Origin of the sequence: Kitasatospora sp. NBC_00315, from assembly GCF_041435095.1 — a bacterium.
In the GTDB taxonomy this organism is placed as follows: Bacteria; Actinomycetota; Actinomycetes; order Streptomycetales; family Streptomycetaceae; genus Kitasatospora.
In genome coordinates this window covers 3428376-3446002 of record NZ_CP108025.1, presented here as the reverse complement: position 1 = coordinate 3446002, position 17627 = coordinate 3428376, and the positions used below count along the sequence as shown (strand labels likewise).

General features: G+C 72.5%; 15 protein-coding genes, 1 tRNA gene and 1 riboswitch. Of the genes, 12 read left to right on the top strand and 4 right to left on the bottom strand.

Translation table 11 applies throughout. The features are described 5' to 3' along the window. Positions 1 to 47: 47 nt before the first annotated feature. The gene (locus OG823_RS13825; protein ID WP_371479813.1) at positions 48 to 854 is read left to right on the top strand and encodes a DUF5984 family protein; all 807 of its coding nucleotides are present in this window, start codon (positions 48 to 50) and stop codon (positions 852 to 854) included. 53 nt (positions 855 to 907) lie between these two features. Here OG823_RS13825 and OG823_RS13820 read toward each other — a convergent pair whose 3' ends face one another. Beyond that, positions 908 to 1096: a hypothetical protein gene (locus OG823_RS13820; protein WP_371479812.1), complete on the bottom strand. Its 189-nt coding sequence runs from the start codon at positions 1094 to 1096 to the stop codon at positions 908 to 910. A 375-nt stretch (positions 1097 to 1471) separates the two neighbouring features. On the opposite strand from OG823_RS13820, the gene OG823_RS13815 reads away from it, so the two are divergent. Together OG823_RS13815 and OG823_RS13810 are read left to right on the top strand one after the other, a co-directional pair. Further along, positions 1472 to 2089, top strand: a complete 618-nt coding sequence (locus OG823_RS13815; RefSeq protein WP_371479811.1) for a hypothetical protein — start codon at positions 1472 to 1474, stop codon at positions 2087 to 2089. Between the two features lie 48 nt (positions 2090 to 2137). After that, a complete protein-coding gene (locus OG823_RS13810) occupies positions 2138 to 3148 on the top strand; it encodes a MazG family protein (RefSeq protein WP_371479809.1) in 1011 nt (336 codons plus the stop codon). A 136-nt stretch (positions 3149 to 3284) separates the two neighbouring features. Here the strand turns inward: OG823_RS13810 and OG823_RS13805 are convergent, their stop codons facing one another. Beyond that, positions 3285 to 3776 carry an SDR family NAD(P)-dependent oxidoreductase gene (locus OG823_RS13805; RefSeq protein ID WP_371479808.1) on the bottom strand — a complete coding sequence of 164 codons (492 nt, stop codon included), beginning with the start codon at positions 3774 to 3776 and terminating at the stop codon, positions 3285 to 3287. Positions 3777 to 3921: 145 nt separating this feature from the next. On the opposite strand from OG823_RS13805, the gene OG823_RS13800 reads away from it, so the two are divergent. The 7 genes from OG823_RS13800 (at position 3922) to OG823_RS13770 (ending at position 12200) form a co-directional block, all read left to right on the top strand. Beyond that, a complete protein-coding gene (locus OG823_RS13800; RefSeq protein WP_371479807.1) occupies positions 3922 to 5229 on the top strand; it encodes a cytochrome P450 in 1308 nt (435 codons plus the stop codon). Positions 5230 to 5439: 210 nt separating this feature from the next. Continuing rightward, positions 5440 to 5609: riboswitch (cyclic di-AMP (ydaO/yuaA leader) on the top strand. A gap of 5 nt (positions 5610 to 5614) precedes the next feature. Then, on the top strand, positions 5615 to 6475 hold the full coding sequence (locus tag OG823_RS13795; protein ID WP_371479806.1) for a transglycosylase family protein: 861 nt from the start codon (positions 5615 to 5617) through the stop codon (positions 6473 to 6475). 288 nt (positions 6476 to 6763) lie between these two features. Continuing rightward, positions 6764 to 8050 carry a phosphopyruvate hydratase gene (gene eno / locus OG823_RS13790; protein ID WP_371479805.1) on the top strand — a complete coding sequence of 429 codons (1287 nt, stop codon included), beginning with the start codon at positions 6764 to 6766 and terminating at the stop codon, positions 8048 to 8050. A 130-nt stretch (positions 8051 to 8180) separates the two neighbouring features. After that, complete coding sequence (locus OG823_RS13785; RefSeq protein ID WP_371479804.1) at positions 8181 to 8681, top strand: septum formation initiator family protein; 501 nt, start codon at positions 8181 to 8183, stop codon at positions 8679 to 8681. Then, positions 8678 to 9331: a DUF501 domain-containing protein gene (locus tag OG823_RS13780; RefSeq protein ID WP_371479803.1), complete on the top strand. Its 654-nt coding sequence runs from the start codon at positions 8678 to 8680 to the stop codon at positions 9329 to 9331. Before OG823_RS13785 ends, OG823_RS13780 begins: the two co-directional genes overlap by 4 nt. Next, entirely contained in the window at positions 9331 to 10269 is a 939-nt protein-coding gene (locus OG823_RS13775; RefSeq protein WP_371479802.1) for an exopolyphosphatase, read from the top strand. The genes OG823_RS13780 and OG823_RS13775 overlap by 1 nt, the downstream gene beginning before the upstream one ends. A gap of 551 nt (positions 10270 to 10820) precedes the next feature. Then, positions 10821 to 12200 carry an NAD(P)/FAD-dependent oxidoreductase gene (locus OG823_RS13770; protein ID WP_371479801.1) on the top strand — a complete coding sequence of 460 codons (1380 nt, stop codon included), beginning with the start codon at positions 10821 to 10823 and terminating at the stop codon, positions 12198 to 12200. Positions 12201 to 12524: 324 nt separating this feature from the next. Here the strand turns inward: OG823_RS13770 and OG823_RS13765 are convergent, their stop codons facing one another. Beyond that, positions 12525 to 15083 carry an ABC transporter permease gene (locus OG823_RS13765; RefSeq protein WP_371479800.1) on the bottom strand — a complete coding sequence of 853 codons (2559 nt, stop codon included), beginning with the start codon at positions 15081 to 15083 and terminating at the stop codon, positions 12525 to 12527. 60 nt (positions 15084 to 15143) lie between these two features. Further along, entirely contained in the window at positions 15144 to 15917 is a 774-nt protein-coding gene (locus tag OG823_RS13760) for an ABC transporter ATP-binding protein (RefSeq protein WP_371479799.1), read from the bottom strand. Between the two features lie 429 nt (positions 15918 to 16346). On the opposite strand from OG823_RS13760, the gene OG823_RS13755 reads away from it, so the two are divergent. Continuing rightward, positions 16347 to 16431: transfer RNA gene (locus OG823_RS13755), tRNA-Leu, on the top strand. 142 nt (positions 16432 to 16573) lie between these two features. Beyond that, positions 16574 to 17488 (top strand): Bax inhibitor-1/YccA family protein, encoded by a 915-nt coding sequence (locus tag OG823_RS13750; RefSeq protein ID WP_371479798.1) that lies wholly within the window; start codon positions 16574 to 16576, stop codon positions 17486 to 17488. The last annotated feature ends 139 nt before the right edge of the window (positions 17489 to 17627 follow it).

Below are 17627 nucleotides of genomic sequence, written 5' to 3'. Positions count from 1 at the left end.
GGAGTGGTCCGCGTGGTCCGAGCGGCGACCGTACGGGAGGGCAGGCAGTGGCGGACGACGAGCTGCGGTTCCGGTTCGAGCTGCGGGATCTGGCGGACGTCCGCCCGTGGGGTGGGGAACACAACCCGACGCTGCACTGGTTCGCGCTGACCGCCGGCTGGTACTGGATCGAGCTGGGCGGCCACGAGCTGCTGCGCTACTCCGAGCGCACGCTGCGACGGTGGCGCGAGGAGTTCGGCACGCAGGACCGCCCGTACGTCGACCACTTCGTCGTCCGGATCTGGGAGGACGTCCTGGAGATCCTGGCGGACGTCATGGAGCCGGTGCCGCGGGATCTGGTCGGGTTCGTGTCGAGCGATCTCGCCGGTAGCCCGGTCTGGGACGAGGACGAGGTCACCCCCGAGGCCGAGGCGGCCGCCGACTGGCACGGGCGCCGCTCGATGTACATGGGCCCGCTGGTCAACGCCCCGCACATCCGCTGGTGGCGGACGGTCTTCGACGGGGCCGACCGGATCAGCGTCAGTTGGACGCACGAGCCCGACCACGAGATCGAGTTCGCTGCGCCGCTGACGGGCCTCGTCACCCTCTCGGCCGACCACCTGTCGGCCGCCGTCGCCGACCTGGACCGGGCCCTGCTGGCGGCGATGGAGCGACGCGTCGCCGCCCTGGAGGCCGCCGGCGGGCCGCCCGGCGTGGGCCTGGACGTCGAGCAGCTCCGCCGTGACCACGAAGGCCGGTCGGCCCGGCTGGAACGGGCCCGCACGCGCACTCCCGCCACCGACTGGGCGGCCGTCCGGGCCGGGGCCCGGGAGTTCCTCGCCGCCGGGCGGCAGCGCCCGGCGGACGGCGCGTGATCCGCTGACCCTTCCGTGCTCGGGCAGCGCCCGGGCCCGGTGGCGGCGGGCGGTCAGCCGATGGTCCACTGGCCGGTCTGGTCGGCGAAGCCGCTGTCCAGGCCGAACTGGATCTTGGCGAGCTTGGCGTCCTTGGGGACCTCGAAGGTGACGAAGCCCTTGCCGCTCTCGCCCGGGGCGATGTTGGTTCGCGACCATCCACGCCCGCACCCTGGTGAAGCAGCGCCGCCACCGGGAGGCACTGCCGGAGTACCGCCGGCTCGCCGCGGCCGCCGAGGGCGGCCCGCAGGGAGGACCCGCGCTGGAGCACCTGCGGGTGGCCGAGTGCCTGGCGGAGCTGGGCCTGACGTTCGCGCCCCGCCCCCCGACCCCCGCGCCGCCGGCTGGGCCGTACCCGCCCCGGGCAACCCGTACGCGACCGGCTAGCGGGGGCGGCGGCACGCCCAGCGGTGACGCGCGGCCGGCCCGCCGCCCAGCTCGGGGCGGCGGCGCGGCCCGGCTCGTTCGGCGCAGCGTCCCCGCGACCGGGGGTGCGCCGTCCTACGCTCGGAGGCGTCCGGCCGACCGCCCTCCCGCGTGCCGCCGGCCGACCGAACCCGCCCGGAGGGGAGGCACGTATGAACCGTCGGGTCGCCGTCGCCCTTGCCGCGGTGCTGCTCGCCGCCGCGTCCCTCACCTCCTGCGGTGGTCCGCTCCAGGCGGGGGCGGCGGCCGTGGTGGGCGGTGAGCGGATCAGCCTGGCGGACGTGCAGGCGCGGGCCACCGGCCTGCGGGCGGCGGCGGCCGCCGAGCCGGGCGGGACGGGGGAGCTCGCGCAGCGCGCCGTCGCCGAGCTGATCCTCGACGCGCTGGTGGCCCGGGCGCTCGCCGATCGCGGGCTGAGCGTGGCGGCGGGGGACGTCGCGGACGCCCGGGCGCAGGACGGGGTCGGCGCCGGCGCATCCGGCCCGGCGGGCGCAGACGCGGTGCGACTGGACCGGCTGCTGGCCCTGCGGGGCGTGCCGGCCACCGGGGCCGACGGCTACTACCGCCAGCAGGCGGGCATCCGGCTGCTGGCCGCGGCGCAGGGCCTGGACGCCGGGACGGGTACGGGGGACGCGGCGGTACGCCGTGCGCTGGCCGAGGCCGCGACCGGGCTCGGGGTCCGGGTCAATCCCCGGTACGGCCGGTGGGACGCGCAGCGGGCGGCCCTGGTGCCGGCCGGGGCCCCGGAGGGTTCCACCGCCGCTCCTTGAGGCCCGGGGGCGACCCGGTGGGGGGCGGCGGCCGGGTAGGTTCGGAACGTGACCTCGACTGTGCCCGTTCCGAAGCTGATCCTGCTCACCACCACCCACCGGGTCGCCCCCGGTCTGCTCTCCTGGCCGGCCTGGGAGGCCCTGCGCGGCGCCGACCGGGTGCTCGCGGGCGACCCGGACCACCCGCAACTGCCGGCCCTGCGGCAGGCGGGCGTCCGGGTGGAGATCGTCGAACGGGGGACGGCTCCGTCGCTCGCCCGCCTGCTGTCGGACGCCCGGGTGCCGGTCACGCTCTGGCTGGGCGGTCCCGACGGCGACCCCGGGCTGACGGACGCGCTGGCCAGGCTCGCGGTCGAGGAGGCCGGCGCCGTCCCGGAGATCGAGCTGCTGCCCGGCTCGTACGACCTGCCCGGCGCCCGGCTGCTGGACCTGGTCTCGGTGATGGACCGGCTGCGCTCGCCCGGCGGTTGCCCGTGGGACGCCGAGCAGACCCACGCGTCGCTGGTGAAGTACCTGGTGGAGGAAGCCTTCGAGCTGGTGGAGGCGATCGAGGAGGGGGATCGTGAGACCCTCCGCGAGGAGCTGGGGGACGTCCTGCTCCAGGTGTTCTTCCACTCCCGGATCGCGGAGGAGGACGCACAGGACCCGTTCTCCATCGACGACGTCGCGGGCGACATCGTCGAGAAGCTGATGTACCGCCACCCGCACGTCTTCGGTGACGTGGAGGCCGGTGGCGCGGCCGAGGTCGAGGCCAACTGGGAGCAGCTGAAGGCCGCCGAGAAGCAGCGTGAGTCGGTGCTGGACGGCGTGCCGGCCGGGCTGCCGGCCCTGGCGTACGCGGCGAAGCTGGTCTCCCGGGTGCGGCGGGCGGGGTTCACCGGCGTGCCGGACGCCCCGTACGAGCTGCCGGCCCAGCTGACCGCGGACTCCGCGGGGCGTCTGCTGCTCGCGGTGGCGCAGCGGGCGCACGACGCGGACGTGGACGTGGACGCCGCCCTCCGGGCGGCGGCGCGGGGCTACCGCCGGGACGTGCGGGCCGCGGAGGGCCTGACGGACTGACGTACCGGCCGGCAGGCATGCCGATCGGTGGACGCACGGACGCACGCACGCACGGACGGGCGCACGGACGGGCGACCGACCCGACCGGCGGTGGTTGCGACCGCCCGCCGCACGGCCGACCGGGGGAGGGGCGGGCTCAGGCCTGCTCGGCCACGGCGGCCACGGCGGTGACGGCGGGCACGGCGGGCACGGCGCCGAGGGCGGCGACGGTGGCGTACGCGGGCTCGTCCTCGGCGGCGCGGCGCTGCTGCGGGACGACCTCGCCGATCGCCTCGCCGACCAGGGCGAGCAGTTCGGCGAGCCGGCCGAGGTGGTGGGGGAGGTCGGCGAGCGGGACGATCCGCTCGCCGCCCGGGCCGGACACGCAGAAGAGGTCGATCGGGCCGAGGTGCTTCTCGGCGGTGTCGACCAGGGCGGCGACGTCGCTCGGGCGCCGGATGTCGCCGCACACCCCGACGACCGGGCAGCCCGGACGGTCGAGTTCGGCGGCGAGGTCCTCGGCGTGGTTGGGGTCCTCGTCGGCGATGAGCACCCCGGCGGCTCCGGCGGCCGTGAACCGGCGGGCCAGGTCGGCCCCCGAGCCGCCCCTCAGTACCGCGATGACCACCACTGCCCCGGTTACCCGCACGGTGCGCTCCTCCCTGTGGGCGACACCGCACGGCGCCCACCAAAGACATGTCGGAGGATCCTAGGCACGTCACGACCCTCTGCGACAGGGATTACCCATCAGGTGACCAGGCTCACGCCTTCGGCCCACCGGATACCGTCGGGACATGCCTGTTCAGCCGCACACCGACCAGCCCGAACCGCAGCGCTCCGGTGGGGCGCCCGCCCAGCCGCCCCTGTTCACGTGGGAGTTCGCCGCCGATCCGTACCCCGCTTACGCGTGGTTGCGCGAGCACGCCCCCGTGCACCGCACGACCCTCCCCAGCGGGGTGGAGGCCTGGCTGGTCACCCGGTACGCGGACGCCCGACAGGCGTTGGCCGACGGCCGGCTCTCCAAGAATCCCGCCCATCACAGCGAGCAGGCGCACCGCACGGGCCGGGTGGGCATTCCGGGGGAGCGGCAGGCGGACCTCATGACGCACCTGCTCAACATCGACCCGCCGGACCACACCCGGTTGCGCCGACTGGTCTCCAAGGCGTTCACCCCGCGCCGGGTGGCCGAGTTCGGACCGAGGGTCCAGCAGCTGACCGACCGCCTGCTCGACTCCTTCGCGGCGCGCGGATCGGCCGATCTGATCCACGAGTTCGCCTTCCCCCTCCCCATCTACGCGATCTGCGACCTGCTGGGGGTTCCTCCGGAGGACCAGGACGACTTCCGCGACTGGGCCGCGATGATGATCCGGCACGGCGGCGGCCCGCGCGGCGGGGTGGCCAGGGCGGTGAAGCGGATCCGGGCGTACCTGCTGGAGCTGATCCACCGCAAGCGGGCCGATCTCGGGGACGACCTGATCTCCGATCTGATCCGGGCGAGCGACCACGGGGAGCACCTCACCGAGAACGAGGCCGCGGCGATGTGCTTCGTCCTCCTCTTCGCGGGATTCGAGACGACGATCAACCTGATCGGCAACGGCATGTACGCGCTGTTCCGGAACCCGGGGCAGCTCGATCTGCTCCAGGGCTCCCTCGCGCGTGGCGAGCGCGGGCTGCTGGAGACCGGGATCGAGGAGCTGCTCCGCTACGACGGTCCGGTGGAGCTGGCCACCTGGCGGTTCGCCACCGAGCCGCTGGCCATCGGCGGGGTGGACATCCCGGTGGGTGATCCGGTGCTGGTGGTGCTGGCGGCGGCCGACCGCGACCCGGCCCGGTTCGCCGACGAGAACACGCTCGACCTCGCCCGCAAGGACAACCCGCACCTGGGGTTCGGTCACGGCATCCACTACTGCATCGGCGCCCCGCTGGCCCGACTGGAGGGGCAGGCCGCGCTGGCGACGCTGCTGACCCGGCTGCCCGATCTGCGCCTCGCGGCGGATCCGGCCGATCTGCGCTGGCGCGGTGGCCTGATCATGCGCGGACTGCGGGAACTGCCGATCGAATTCACGCCGGAGAAGGCGTCGGATCCGGTCGACTCGCCCTGACGGCGTGTCGGACAGAACCGGTCATGGGCGGTCAGAAGGCGTATCAATCCGTACATATGGGTGTGGTTTGTAGACGATCCAATGCTTGTCGTAATTTCCGCGTGATGTGAGCGATATGAGCTTGTGATTGATCTGAGGATCTGTCTACTCTCCCTGCAGTTCGCAGCTGCGAGCCCCGTGCGCGGAACGCCGAGTCCTGCCCGCCGCGCCTCCGGGAAACCGACCAGACCCTCGGGCAGGGGCGGGGGACCCAGGTTTTTCTGCCGTTCCCCACGGCTTGGGGTGAAGCCGCCCTAGCAGGATCGTTCCTGCGACCGGCGGCCGGGCCACCTCCCGGTCCGAACCCGACAGCTCACCTCGCAGGCGTGCGGAGAGGGACATCCTCATGCTGTTCGTTGGTAACGGTCGTCACCGTCGTCGTACCCGGACCGAGAAGGTCATCGCCGTGGCGGGCGTGGCCGGCATCGGCCTCTCGATGCCGCTCCTCACCGCCACCGGCGCCCACGCGGCCCCCGTCACCATCTGGGACAAGGTGGCCCAGTGCGAGAGCGGCGGGAACTGGAGCATCAACACCGGCAACGGGTACTACGGCGGGCTGCAGTTCAGTCAGAGCACCTGGAAGGCCTACGGCGGCGGCCAGTACGCCCCACAGGCGCACCGGGCCAGTAAGGGGCAGCAGATCTCGGTCGCGGAGAAGGTGCTCGCCGCGCAGGGGCCCGGCGCCTGGCCGGTCTGCTCGGGCAAGGCCGGCCTGCGCAAGGGCGGCCCGGCCGCCCAGGCCGACACCTCCGACTCCGTCACCGAGTCCTCCTCCGCGGAGTCCTCGGCCGACTCCCGCTCGGCCGACTCCCGCTCGGCCGCCGCGCCGCCGGGGGCGGACCGGTCGGACGACACGGCCGACCGGAACCCCGACTTCACCGGCCGTACGGGCTGGGACGCGGACGCCCGGGTCTTCTGGTACCAGGACAACGGCGACTGGTACTGGACCAGCCACCGCAGCGTCTACGACCAGTACGCGGGCGCCGCCGCGCAGGCCGCCCCGCAGGCCGCGGCCGCCACGGCCACCGCTCCCGTCACCGGCGGCCGGAGCTACACCGTGCAGAGCGGCGACACCCTCGGTTCCATCGCCGGCGGCCAGGGCGTGGCCGGCGGCTGGAGCGCGCTGTACGACGGCAACCGTCCGGTCGTCGGCGGCGACCCGGACCTCATCGTGCCGGGTCAGGTCCTGGATCTCGGGCGGGCCTGACCCCCGGTCCGGGCCCGCCCGCGCGCGGGCCCGGGCCGGGCGGGCCGCCCGAGAGGCGGGTGCGGCGGTCGTACATATCCGGTACGGCCCCCTTCGTTCTGCTCTGGGTGCATCCCGCGCGGCATCCAGGTGAACTACTGACGGGTAGCCGGGCCACACCCTGAGACGGGACCCGGGCCGACGTGGCCCAGCGAGCCCTTGCGGTTAGGCTCTGGTCGTAACGACTCCGCAATCATCCGCAGACACCACAACAGTTTGCGGGTACCTGCTTCCGCTAGGAGATGCCTCGTGCCGTCCATTGATGTCGTCGTAGCCCGTGAGATTCTCGACTCGCGTGGCAACCCCACGGTCGAGGTCGAGGTCGGTCTCGACGACGGCAGCACCGGCCGTGCCGCTGTCCCCTCGGGCGCCTCGACCGGTGCTTTCGAGGCGCTGGAGCTGCGTGACGGTGACAAGAACCGCTACTTCGGCAAGGGCGTGGAGAAGGCCGTTCTGGCCGTCATCGAGCAGATCGGCCCGGAGCTGGTCGGCTACGACGCCACCGAGCAGCGCCTGATCGACCAGGCCATGCTCGACCTGGACGCCACCCCGGACAAGTCCTCGCTCGGCGCCAACGCCATCCTGGGCGTCTCGCTGGCCGTCGCGCACGCCGCCTCCGAGGCCTCGGACCTGCCGCTGTTCCGCTACCTCGGCGGCCCGAACGCGCACGTCCTGCCCGTCCCGATGATGAACATCCTCAACGGCGGCTCGCACGCGGACTCCAACGTCGACATCCAGGAGTTCATGATCGCTCCGATCGGCGCGGAGTCCTTCTCCGAGGCCGTCCGCTGGGGCGTCGAGGTCTACCACACGCTCAAGGGCGTCCTGAAGGAGCGCGGCCTCTCCACCGGCCTCGGCGACGAGGGCGGCTTCGCCCCGAACCTGGAGAGCAACCGCGAGGCGCTCGACCTCATCGTCGAGGCCATCAAGAAGGCCGGCTACGTGCCCGGCAAGGACGTCGCGCTGGCGCTCGACGTCGCCGCCTCCGAGTTCTACAAGGACGGCGCCTACCAGTTCGAGGGCAAGGGCCTTTCCTCGGCCGAGCTCATCGACTACTACGCCGAGCTGGTCGCCGCCTACCCGCTGGTCTCCATCGAGGACCCGCTGGACGAGCAGGACTGGGACGGCTGGAAGGCCATGACCGTCAAGCTCGGTGACAAGGTCCAGCTGGTCGGCGACGACCTGTTCGTCACCAACCCGACCCGCCTCGCCCGCGGCATCGAGACCGGCACCGCCAACGCGCTGCTGGTGAAGGTCAACCAGATCGGCTCGCTCACCGAGACCCTGGACGCCGTCGAGCTGGCCCAGCGCAACGGCTACCGCTGCATGATGTCGCACCGCTCCGGTGAGACCGAGGACGTCACCATCGCGGACCTCGCCGTCGCCACCAACTGCGGCCAGATCAAGACCGGCGCCCCGGCCCGCTCCGAGCGCGTCGCCAAGTACAACCAGCTGCTGCGCATCGAGGAGATCCTCGACGACGCCGCCGAGTACGCCGGCCGCGGCGCCTTCCCGCGCTTCCGCGCGGCGGAGTAGTCGCCTCGGCGGGTACGGGGGCGACGCCCTCCAGTACCCGGCTGACACACAGCCGCTGCACCGGTGCCCCGGCTCTCACCCCGTAGGGTGGGGGCCGGGGCACCGGCGCGACCAGGAGGGGTAACGGGAGATGGCAGGCTGGAAGATTCCGGGCTTCGCGGGGCGTCCGCGCTTCACGAGCCGGGCGACCGTCCTCGTCCTGGTGCTCTGTTCGCTGGTGGCGATCCTGGCCTACCCGACCCGGCAGTTCATCTCCCAGCGCTCCGAGATCTCCGCCCAGCGCGCCAGGGCCGAACACGCCAGGCAGCAGGTCGAGGAACTCCGCCGGGAGAAGGCGCGCTGGCAGGATCCGGAGTTCGTCAAGGCGCAGGCCCGCGCCCGGCTGCACTACGCGATGCCGGGTGAGACCCCGTACATCTCGGTCGACCCGGCCGCCGGAGCCGCCAGGACACCCGCCCCGGCCGACGGCGGCACCGCCGCCGGCACCTCCGCCGCCGGCCCGGCGAAGGCCGCCGAACCCTGGTACGCGAGCATCTGGGACTCGGTCGACGCGGCCGACGCCGCGCCCGCCGCCCCGGTCGCCCAGGCCCCCGTCCCCATCCCCGTCCCCGCAAGAGACAGCGCCCCATGACCACTGAGAACACCCCCGCCGGTTCCGACGCCCCCGCCGTCGCCGACCACGACGTCGCGGCCATCGCCGCCCAGCTCGGCCGCGTCCCGCGTGGTCTGCGCGGGGTGGCGCACCGCTGCCCGTGCGGCAACCCGGACGTCGTCGAGACGGCCCCGCGGCTCGCGGACGGTACGCCGTTCCCGACCCTCTACTACCTGACCTGCCCCAAGGCCGCCTCGCTGATCGGCACCCTGGAGGCGGACGGCGTGATGAAGGAGCAGACGGCCCGGCTCGCCGAGGACCCGCAGCTCGCCGCCGCCTACCAGAAGGCGCACGAGGACTACATCGCCCGCCGGGACGCGATCGAGGTGCTGGAGGGCTTCCCCAGCGCCGGCGGCATGCCGGACCGGGTGAAGTGCCTGCACGTGCTGGTCGGCCACTCGCTGGCGGCCGGGCCCGGTGTGAACCCGCTCGGCGATGAGGCGATCGGGATGCTGGAGGACTGGTGGGCCAAGGGCCCCTGCGTCTCCGCCGCCGAGGTGGCCGAGAGCGCGGAGAAGGTCGCCGCGAAGCGGGCCGGGGCAGAGGACCACGCGGCCGTGATCGCGGCCAAGGAACGACTGGCCGCAGAGCGCGCGGCGAAGAAGCGCGCGGCCGAGGAGGAGAGCTGATGGGCACCACCCGGGTCGCCGCGATCGACTGCGGCACCAACTCGATCCGGCTCCTGGTCGCCGACCTCGACCCCGGGACCGGCGCGATCACCGACCTCGACCGACGGATGGTCATCAACCGGCTGGGCCAGGGCGTCGACCGCACCGGCCGGCTGGCGCCCGAGGCCCTGGAGCGGACCTTCGCGGCCTGCCGCGAGTACGCCGAGGTGATCACCTCCTACGGGGTGACGCCGGAGCGGATCCGCTTCGTGGCCACCAGCGCCTCGCGGGACGCCGAGAACAGCGACGAGTACACCAGCGGGGTGCGCGACATCCTGGGCGTGGCGCCCGAGGTGGTCAGCGGTGACGAGGAGGCGCGGCTGTCCTTCGTCGGCGCGACCAAGGAGCTCACCGGCGGTCAGTTCCCCACTCCGTACCTGGTGTTCGACCTGGGCGGCGGGTCGACCGAGTTCGTGCTGGGCACGGACGACGTCGAGGCCGCCCGCTCGGTCGACCTCGGCTGCGTCCGGCTGACCGAGCGGCACTTCGCGGGGGCCGAACTGCCCACGCTGGGCCAGATCTCCGCCGCCAAGGCGCACATCAGGGGCGAGCTGGACAAGGCGGCCGAGGCCGTCCCGCTGAGCGGCGCGGCCACCCTCGTGGGCCTGGCCGGCACCGTCACCACGGTGTCCGCGATCGCGCTGGAGCTGCCCGAGTACGACTCCGCCCGGATCCACCACTCGCGGATCTCGCGGGACGAGGTCGCGGAGATCGCCGGGCGGCTGCTGAGCTCCACCCACGCCGAACGGGCGGCGATCCCGGCGATGCACCCGGGCCGGGTGGACGTGATCGCCGCGGGCGCCCTGGAACTGCTGGAGATCATGACGCGGACCGGCGCCGACGAGGTGGTCGTCAGCGAGCACGACATCCTGGACGGCATCGCCTGGAGTCTCGTCTGAGAGGTCCCGACGGCGTCCCGGGAGATCCGGGCCGCCCGCCGGCCGGCTCCGGTCGGTGGCCGCCCGCCCGTCGGCCGGCCGGCTCCGGTCGGTGGCCCAGGCCCCTTTCGGGGCTTACCCTCACGGCCCCGGAGCGCCCACCGAGCGCCCGGGGCCGTGGCGCGCACAGGGTCCCGCGAGAAACTTCGTGAATTTCTTCACATGAGGATCCGGCCTTTCGCCGCCCTTTTGGCACACTCTGCGCCCTCGGGTGTCCGATATCTGGGACCGAAGGTCGTCCGGCGATCGCGCCCGTTGGTTCGCAGGTCGGCCTCGCGATCGGGCGACGGAATCGAAATCAGTGGCGGGAACCCGGGTGGCGCAAGGATCGTTGCTGCTCACGAGGGTTGTCCGAACCGGCGCACTCACAGCCGGCGGGCTCGGCCGGTGAGCGCAAGCCCCGGAGGGACCGTTCGGCGCCAGAAGTGGCCGCGTAGTGTAGCACGGGGTGTCCAGACCCCTGTGACGGGCCTCACGAGGGGCGCCTCGGACGGTGCTGGATACTTTCGGATATGAGCACCACGGAGCGTCCTCGCATCCTCATTGTCGGCGGTGGTTACGTCGGCCTGTATGCCGCGATGCGCATCCTCAAGAAGATGCGCTACGGGGAGGCGACCGTCACGGTCGTCGACCCGCGGTCGTACATGACGTACCTGCCCTTCCTCCCCGAGGCGGCCGGCGGCAACGTCGCGCCTCGCAACCTCGTCGCGCCGCTGCGCAGCGCCCTCAAGAACGCGGAGGTGCTCACCGGTCACGTGACCGGTGTGGACCACGCGCGCAAGGTCGCCACCATCGCGCCGCCGGCCGGCGGGACCTACGAGCTGCCCTTCGACTACCTCGTCGTGGCCACCGGCTCGGTCTCCCGTACCTTCCCGATCCCCGGTCTGGCCGAGCACGGCATCGGCATGAAGACGGTCGAAGAGGCGATCAGCCTCCGCAACCACGTCATGGCGCAGCTGGACAAGGCCGAGTCCACCACGGACCCGGACGTCCGTCGCAAGGCCCTCACCTTCGTGGTCATCGGCGGCGGCTTCGCCGGCGTCGAGACCATCGCCGAGGTCGAGGACATGGCGCGGGACGCGGCGAAGATCTACAAGACCGTCAGCCGCGACGACATGCGCTTCATCCTGGTGGAGGCGGCCAACCGCATCCTCCCGGAGATGGGCCCGGACCTCGGTCTGTGGACCAAGGAGAAGCTCGAAGAGCGCAACATCGAGATCTACATCGAGACCTCGATGGACTCCTGCGTCGACCGGCACGTCGTGCTGAAGAACGGCGTCGAGGCCGACGCCTCCACCATCGTGTGGACGGCGGGCGTCAAGCCCAACCCGATCCTGAACAACTTCGGCCTGCCGCTCGGCCCCCGTGGCCACGTCGACACCGCGCCGACCCTTCAGGTCCAGGGCTTCGACTACGTATGGGCCGCCGGCGACAACGCCCAGGTACCCGACCTCGCCGTCGGCGAGGGCGCCTGGTGCCCGCCGAACGCACAGCACGCCGTCCGTCAGGCGATCGTCCTCGGCGACAACGTGATCTCGGGCATGCGGGGCTTCCCGCAGGCCGAGTACAAGCACAAGAACCTCGGTGCGGTCGCCGGTCTCGGCCTGCACAAGGGCGTGGCGATCCTCTTCGGCAAGTACAAGCTGAAGGGCCGTCCGGCCTGGTGGTTCCACCGCCTGTACCACGGCAGCCGGGTCCCGACGATGAACCGCAAGGTCCGGGTCTTCACCGACTGGACGCTCGCCATGTTCCTCAAGCGGGAGACCGTCGGCCTGGCCGAGATGGAGAAGCCGTTCGAGGCCTTCCAGGAGGCCGCCGCTCCGGCTCCGCGCGCCGCCGAGAAGGTCGCCGAGGCCAAGCCCACCGAGAAGGAACTCGCCACCAGCAAGTAACGACCCGGCCCGGGTGTGGGAGCACCCGGGTATGTGTCGGAGGCCCTCCGCCCGGCAGCGTCGCCGGACCACGACCTCCGTGGTGCTCAGCCGGCCGTGCGACCGGGCGGAGTACAGCAGTCGCAGGACAGAACGAAGACGGGAAGGACCCCGCCGCCCCCTCCCTCGGGGGCCACGGCGGGGTCCTTTCCGCATCCGGGGCCGTCCCTCCGGGGCGCGCACCCGGCCCGCCCGGCCCGCCCGTGCGGGTGGTGCGCGGCGGGTGAAGCGCGGCGGGGCCCGGCGACCGTGTGGGTCGCCGGGCCCCGCCGCGCCTTCGGCCGGTCAGTCGGTCTTGATGCTCTCCAGGATGTCCAGCCTGGACGCCCGGCGGGCCGGCCAGATCGCGGCCACCAGGCCGACCAGCCCGGCGAGCACCAGGAAGAGCACGATCCTGTCGTAGGGCATCACGGTGGTCAGCCCGGCGATGCTGGACTTCAGGGTGCCGTTGACCGCCCAGGCCATGAAGCAGCCGAGCAGGACGCCGACGACGGCGCCGAACAGCGAGATCACCACGGACTCCAGACGGACCATCCGCTTGATGCCGCTGCGGTCCAGGCCGATCGCCCGCAGCATCCCGATCTCGCGCTTGCGCTCGAAGACCGACATCGCCAGCGTGTTGACGACGCCGAGGATCGCGACGACCACGGACATCCCCAGCAGGCCGTACATCATGTTCAGCGCGAAGGTGATGATCTGGCTGAAGCCGTCGCGGACGTCCTGCTTGGTCTTCACCTCGATCACCGGGTTGGCGCCGGTGGCGTCCTTGAGGGACTGCTTCAACGAGCCGCTCGCCCCGTCCGCGCCCTTCACCAGGACGTCGGTGATGTAGGCGTCGGACTCGTGCCGGGTGATCTCGCTGTTGGCCAGGATCACCGGGCTGAGCATCTCGTTCTTCTCGAAGACGCCGCCGACCGTGTAGCTGCCCCTGCTGTCGTCCGGGAAGGTCACCGGGATCGTGCTGCCGGGCTTGAGGCCGGTGCTCGCCGCGACGTCGGTGTTGACCAGTACCTCGCCCTTGGCGAGCCCGGCGGCCGACCCGCTCGTGAAGGAGAGCGAGAGCACCTTCTCGGCGGCGGCCGCGTCGATGCCGGTGACGGCCCTGGTCCGGCCGTCGAAGTCCCAGTAGACGGAGGTCAGGGCGGAGGAGGCGGCCACGCCGGCGGTCTTGTCGATCTGCGCGGGCACCTCCGGTGACAGGCCCATGCCGTTGGCCGCGGAGACGATGTAGTCGGCCTTCATCGCGCTGGTGACGGCCTTGTCGATCGCTCCGCCCACCGAGGCGCCGAGCACCGTCAGCGCGCTGACCAGGGTGAGGCCGATGGTGAGGGCCGCGGCGGTGGCGGCGGTGCGGCGCGGGTTGCGCACGGCGTTCTGCCGGGCCAGCTTGCCGGGCGTCCCGAACAGCTTGCCGAGGACCGGACCGACCAGGGCGATCACCGGACGGGACAGCAGCGGGAGCAGGACGAACACACCGATCAGGGCCAGCGCGGCGCCGAGGCCCACCGGTGCCCGCCCGGAGCTGTCGCCGGTCGAGGCCCCGAAGGCCACCAGGGCCAGGCCGCCGGCCGCGAGGACCGAGCCGATCGCGTTGCGGATCAGCAGGCTCTTCTGGGTACTGGGCTGGTCGCCGCTGCTCATCGCGGCCACCGGGGCGATCCGCGAGGCGCGCATGGCCGGCAGCAGTGCGGAGAGCACCGTGACCAGGACGCCGACCAGCAGCGCCACCGCGATCGTCAGCGGTGCGACCACCAGCGGGCCGGAGGGCATCCCCGCGCCGAGCGCGCCCATCAGCGCCTGCAGGCCGGCGCCGATGCCGATGCCCGCGAGCAGGCCCGCCACCGAGGAGACCGCGCCGATCAGCAGGGCCTCGACCAGGACCGAGCGGGTCACCTGACGGCGACTGGCGCCGACGGCGCGCAGCAGCGCGAGCTCCTTGGTGCGCTGGGCGATCAGCATGGTGAAGGTGTTGGCGATGATGAAGATGCCGACGAAGAGGGAGATGCCGGCGAAGGCGAGCAGCATGGTCTTCATGCTGTCGGTGCCGCTGGCGATCATCTTCGCCTGGTCGTCCTTCAGCTCCTGGCCGGTCTTGATCCGGAAGCGGTCCTCAGCCGGGATCTTCGGTGTGATCTCGTCCCGCAGGGTGCTCTCGCCGGTGCCGGGACGGGCCGTCACGGCGATGTCGCTGTACTGGCCGGGGGCCAGCAGCAGCTGCTGGGCGGTGGCCCGGTCGAAGAGGGTGAGCGTGCCGCCGGAGACGACCTCGGGGTCGTCGGTGGTGAAGACTCCGGTCAGGATGGACTCCATGACCGGGCCGTTGGAGGCGACCCGGACGGTGTCCCCGACCTTGAAGCCGCCCTTGTCCGCGGTCGCCCGGTCCAGCGCGATCTCCTTGGCGGCCCTCGGACCCCGGCCCTCGGCCATCGGGTAGCGCGAGTCCGCGCCGTCGGCGGCGGGTGCGAAGTTGGCCCCCCTGGCGCTCCATGCCTTGCCGATCAGCTCGCCGTTCCTGTCGGCGACACCGGTGAAGCCACCGACCACGCCGCGGGCGCCGGCCACCCCGGGCAGGGCGGCGATCTGCTGGACGGTGGCGTCGGTGAGCGTGCCCGAGCCGCGCTCGCTCTTCTCCCGGGCGCCGGCGCCGGCGCCCGCGGCCGAGTCGCTGACCTGGACGGAGACGTCGGAGAAGCTCTTGGCGTAGCTGTTGGACATGGCCTTGCCGAACGTGTCGGAGAAGACCATGGTGCCGGCCACGAAGGCGGTGCCGAGCATGACGGCCAGTGCCGTCATCAGGAGGCGGCCCTTGTGGGCCAGCACGTTGCGCAGTGCGGTGCGATACATGGATGCGTCCAGGGTGAAGGAGTCGGAACGGGCCGGGGGCGGCGGCGGGCCGCCGGGCCGTCAGCTCGTACGGCCCTTGGCGTCGAACCGGCGCATCCGGTCCAGCACGCTGTCGGCGGTCGGGGAGGTCAGCTCGTCGACGATCCGGCCGTCGGCGAGGAAGACCACGCGGTCGGCGTAGGCGGCGGCCACCGGGTCGTGAGTGACCATCACCACGGTCTGGCCCAGCTCGCGGACCGAGTTGCGCAGGAAGGAGAGGATCTCCGCGCCGGAGCGGGAGTCGAGGTTGCCGGTCGGCTCGTCGGCGAAGACGATGTCGGGCCGGCTCGCCAGGGCACGGGCGCAGGCGACGCGCTGCTGCTGCCCGCCGGAGAGCTGCGAGGGGCGGTGCGAGAGACGGCCGGAGAGGCCGACCGTCTCCACCACGCGCTCCAGCCACTGCTGGTCGACCTTGCGGCCGGCGATGTCCATGGGAAGGGTGATGTTCTCCAGCGCGGTCAGCGTGGGGAGCAGGTTGAAGGCCTGGAAGACGAAGCCGATGTGGTCGCGGCGCAGCTGGGTCAGCTGCTTGTCCTTCAGCCCCACCAGCTCGGTGTCGCCGATCATGGAGGAGCCGGAGGAGACGGTGTCCAGCCCCGCCATGCAGTGCATCAGGGTCGACTTGCCGGAGCCCGAGGGCCCCATGATCGCGGTGTACTCGCCCTGCGGGAACACCACGCTGACGTTGTCGAGCGCCACCACCCTGGTCTCGCCCTCCCCGTAGACCTTGTTGAGGCCGGTGGCGCGGGCGGCCGCCTGGCCGGTGCGGACGGCGGTTGCGGTCGTCGTGGTCACGGGGAGCTCCTTGGATCGAGGCGATGGGGCCGGGGGGAGGGGGTGAAGGGCCCCCGGGGCCGTCAGGTGGTCAGGGGGTGCCGGACGCCTGCGGCCAGGGCCCCTGGTGTACCTCCATCCTCAGCCACGTGATCATGGTTTTCATCGCTCCGGGGAACGGTTGGAGCCACCGCCGCTGGGCGTACGCGCCGGTGAGCGGCCTCATCCTGCGGTATGACACCGACCCTGACGGCGCCGCCGCGGGGGTACCGCTGGCCGGATCAGGCGCCTGCCGTGGCCGGATCGCGGACTGTTCGTCAGATGGCAAGGAAACATGACAACTTCCCAGGCTGGGAACATGCGAAAGAGGGAGCCGGGCGACTAGGCTCTGGGCGTGGTCCGTGCAATGCGGAGCACTCTCCGGCCGGTGGCCGGGTGTTGTCGCCGTACGCCCGGATGGTGGAACGCAGACACGGGCAGCTTAAAACTGCTTGGCCGCGAGGCCGTGCCGGTTCGAGTCCGGCTCCGGGCACCACACTCGGATCGCGGGGCGCCCGGTCGGGGCGCCCCCGCACCGTGGCCCGCCGGAAGTCCTCCTCGCGGCGTACCCGAGGGGCTTTGCCAAGCCATTACCCTTGCAGTGTGGGTGGCGCCGTGCCGCCCCGGAGGGAATGAGCATGAGAAGAAGCAGCAATCCGGTCTTCTCGCGGGAGGGGTCCTTCACCCGTGACTCCGGATACGCGGGGTTCGGTACCACCCGGCAGCCGACGCAGGCCGGCGGCCCGCAGGGCGGCAACCCCTACGGCAACAATCCCTACGCCGACAACCCGTACGCCGGGGGCCCGTCCGGGCAGCGGGGGCGCGACGGCGCGCCGCTGACCGCCGAGCAGCTCGCCGAGATGTACCAGGCCCCCTCGGCCGGCCCGCTGGCCACCGGGCGGATGACCCTGGACGACGTGGTCGCCCGTACGGCCATGACCCTGCTGACCCTGGTCGCCGCCGGCGCCGTGGCCTGGTTCGCGCTGCCGGACGCCAACTACGGCGTCGCCGTGGGGGCGGCCTTCGCCGCCTTCGTCGTCGGCATGGTGATCTCGTTCAAGCGGAGCGTCAACCCGCCGCTGATCCTGCTCTACGCGGGCCTGGAGGGCTTCTTCCTCGGCGCCCTCACCAGGGTCTTCAACACCATCTGGCCGGGCATCGCCATCCAGGCGGTGCTGGGCACCACGGCGGTCTTCGCCGCGATGCTGATCGCCTACAAGAGCGGCCGGATCCGGGTCACCCCCCGCTACACGCGGATCGGCCTGGCCATCGCGATGGGCTTCGTCGGCCTGCTGCTCGTCAACCTGATCGCCTCGATGTTCGGCGCCGACATGGGCCTGAACTCAGGTCCGCTGGGCATCCTGGTCGGCCTGGTCGGCATCGCCCTCGGGGCCTTCTTCCTCTCGCTGGACTTCGCCGAGATCGAGCGGGCCATCCAGCAGGGCGCGCCGCAGAAGGAGGCCTGGCGGGCCGCCTTCGGGCTCACCCTGTCGCTGGTGTGGATCTACATCGAGATGCTGCGCCTGATCGCGATCCTGCGCGGCGACGACTAGCCGCACCCGGGAGCGAACGGCTGCCCGCCGGCCGCTCCCGGCCCCCGGAGCCCCGTGCTCCGGGGGCCGGGTCGGGCCTGGTCGCTCCGGTCCGGCCCGGGTCGTCCGGGTCGTCCGGGTGGTGCCGCGGCCCGGTTAG